Below are 2,929 nucleotides of genomic sequence, written 5' to 3'. Positions count from 1 at the left end.
GTGCGCTCCCTGGCCGGCACCGCCCGCGCCGCGCTCGCCCTGCCCGCCGGATCCGCCCCCGAGGCCGAGGCCGTCGCGCTCGGGGCGCTGCTCGGCGCCTACGACTTCGCCCGCTACCGCACCGACGGCGAGCGGAAGGAGCCCGTCGGCGAGCTGACCGTGCTCTCCCCGCTCTCCTCCGGCGAGACCGACGGGGTCGCCGAGCGCGTCGCGGTGCTGGGCGAGGCCGTCGCCCTCGTCCGCGACCTGGTCAACACCCCGCCGTCGGACCTGTGGCCGGCCAAGTTCGCCGAGATCGCCGAGCAGACCGGCGGCAAGGCCGGGCTGTCCGTCGAGGTGCTGGACGACACGCAACTCAAGGACGGCGGCTACGGCGGTCTGATCGGCGTCGGCCAGGGCTCGGCCAACCCGCCCCGCCTGGTCCGCCTCTCCTACACCCACCCCGACGCGGGCAAGACGCTGGCGTTCGTGGGCAAGGGCATCACGTTCGACTCCGGTGGCCTCTCGCTCAAGCCGTCCTCCTCCATGGACTGGATGAAATCCGACATGGGAGGCGCGGCCGCCGTCTTCGGCGCGCTGGTCGGCATCGCCCGCCTCGGCCTGCCGGTGAACGCCGTCGGCTACCTCTGCCTCGCCGAGAACCTGCCGAGCGGCACCGCCCAGCGCCCCTCCGACGTCATCCGCAGCTACAGCGGCAAGACCGTCGAGGTGCTCGACACCGACGCCGAGGGCCGCCTGGTCCTGATGGACGGCATCGCCCGCGCCGCCGAGGACACCCCCGACCTGATCGTCGACGTGGCCACCCTCACCGGCGCGCAGATCGTCGCCCTCGGCTGGCGCACCGCCGGCGTCATGGCCAACGACGACGCGGTCAGGGACCTCGTGGTCGAGGTGGCCACGGCCGCCGGCGAGGGCGCATGGGGCATGCCGCTGCCCGAGGAGCTGCGCAAGGGCCTCGACTCGCCGATCGCCGACATCGCCAACCTCCAGCCGGAGCGCTGGGGCAGCATGCTGGCCGCGGGCATCTTCCTCAAGGAGTTCGTGCCCGACGGGCTGCGCTGGGCGCACATCGACATGGCCGGCCCCGCCTTCAACAAGGGCGAGGCGCACGGCTACACCCCCAAGGGCGGCACGGGTGCCATCACCAGGACCCTCATCGGACTGGCCGAGCGGCACGCGAGCATCTGAAACAAATGAAAAGATGACGGCATCACGAACACCCCGACAAGGAGCCTTCCTGTGGCCTACGACATCGTCGTCCTAGGTGGCGGCAGCGGCGGCTATGCCTGCGCGCTGAGGGCGGCCGAGCTCGGCAAGACCGTCGCCCTGATCGAAAAGGACAAGATCGGCGGCACCTGCCTCCACCGGGGATGCATCCCCACCAAGGCTCTGCTGCACTCCGCCGAGATCGCCGACGAGACCCGCGAGAGCGAGACGTTCGGCGTCAAGGCGCGCTTCGACGGCATCGACGTGCCCGGCGTCCACGCCTTCAAGGACAAGATCGTCAATCGCGCCTGGAAGGGCGTGCAGGGCCTGCTCAAGGGGGCCGGCGTGACGATCGTCGAGGGCGAGGGCCGCCTCGTCGGGGAGCGCGCGATCCAGGTCGGCTCCGAGGTCTACGAGGGCCGCGACATCGTCCTGGCCACCGGCTCCGCGCCCAGGTCGCTGCCCGGCCTGGAGATCGACGGCGAGCGCGTCATCACCAGCGAGCACACGCTGACCATGGACCGCGTGCCGTCCTCCGTCATCGTCCTGGGCGGCGGCGTGATCGGCGTCGAGCTCGCCAGCGTCTACCGCTCGTTCGGCGCCGAGGTCACGATCGTGGAGGCGCTGCCGCACCTGCTGCCACTGGAGGAGGAGTCGAGCTCCAAGCTGCTGGAGCGGGCCTTCCGCCGCCGTGGCATCAAGTACGAGCTGGGCGTCTTCTTCGAGAGCGTCAAGACCACCGACACCGGCGTGGTGGTCACCCTCGCCAACGGCAAGACCCTCGACGCCGAGGTGCTCCTGGTCGCCGTCGGCCGCGGCGCCGTCTCCGCCGGCCTGGGCTTCGAGGAGGCGGGCATCGCGATCGAGCGCGGCGCGGTCGTCGTCGACGAGCACTGCCGGACCTCGGTCCCCGGCGTCTACGCGATCGGCGACCTGATCCCCACGCTCCAGCTCGCCCACGCCGGGTTCGCCGAGGGCATCATGGTGGCCGAGCACATCGCCGGCCTCAACCCACCGCCCATCGACTACGCGGGCGTGCCGCGCATCACCTACTCCGACCCCGAGGTCGCCTCGGTCGGCATCACCTCCGCGCAGGCCGCCGAGCTGGGCATCGAGATCGTCGAGCAGGTCTACGACCTGGCGGGCAACCCCAAGAGCCAGATCCTCGGCACCGCGGGCGCCGTCAAGGTCATCGCCCAGAAGGACGGGCCCGTCGTGGGCGTCCACATGGTGGGCCGCCGCATCGGCGAGCTCGTGACCGAGGGCCAGCTGATCTACAACTGGGAGGCGCTCCCCGCGGAGGTCGCCCAGCTCATCCACGCACACCCGACCCAGTCCGAGGCCGTCGGTGAAGCCATGCTGGCGCTGGCCGGCAAGCCGCTGCACGTACACAACTAGTCCAGCCCTCGAACAAGAACGCGAGAGAAGATAACGATGCCGGTCTCCGTACAGATGCCCCAGCTCGGCGAGAGCGTCACCGAGGGCACGGTAACCCGTTGGCTGAAGAAGGAGGGCGAGCGCGTCGAGGCCGACGAGCCGCTCCTCGAAGTCTCGACCGACAAGGTCGACACCGAGATCCCGTCGCCGTCCGCGGGTGTCATCACCAAGATCGTCGTGGCCGAGGACGAGACGGTCGAGGTCGGCGCCGAGCTCGCCGTCATCGACGAGAGCGGCCAGGCGGGCGGCGCCGCGCCCGCGCGGGAGGAGGCCCCGGCCCCCGCCG

The 2,929-nt window shown here is 71.4% G+C and carries 3 protein-coding genes; all 3 read left to right on the top strand.

Going from position 1 to position 2,929, the window contains the following annotated elements:
- Positions 1–1,188 (top strand): leucyl aminopeptidase (locus DQW85_RS25050; RefSeq protein WP_113702443.1); only part of this gene is annotated, 1,188 nt, incomplete at its 5' end.
- Between the two features lie 51 nt (positions 1,189–1,239).
- Positions 1,240–2,604 (top strand): dihydrolipoyl dehydrogenase, encoded by a 1,365-nt coding sequence (lpdA, locus tag DQW85_RS25045; protein WP_113702442.1) that lies wholly within the window; start codon positions 1,240–1,242, stop codon positions 2,602–2,604.
- A gap of 36 nt (positions 2,605–2,640) precedes the next feature.
- Positions 2,641–2,929: biotin/lipoyl-containing protein (locus DQW85_RS25040; RefSeq protein WP_338043414.1), on the top strand; the 289-nt coding region annotated here is incomplete at its 3' end.

The organism is Nonomuraea lactucae (genome assembly GCF_003313395.1).
Classification (GTDB): domain Bacteria; phylum Actinomycetota; class Actinomycetes; order Streptosporangiales; family Streptosporangiaceae; genus Nonomuraea; species Nonomuraea lactucae.
This window is presented reverse-complemented; position numbering and strand designations above follow the sequence as displayed.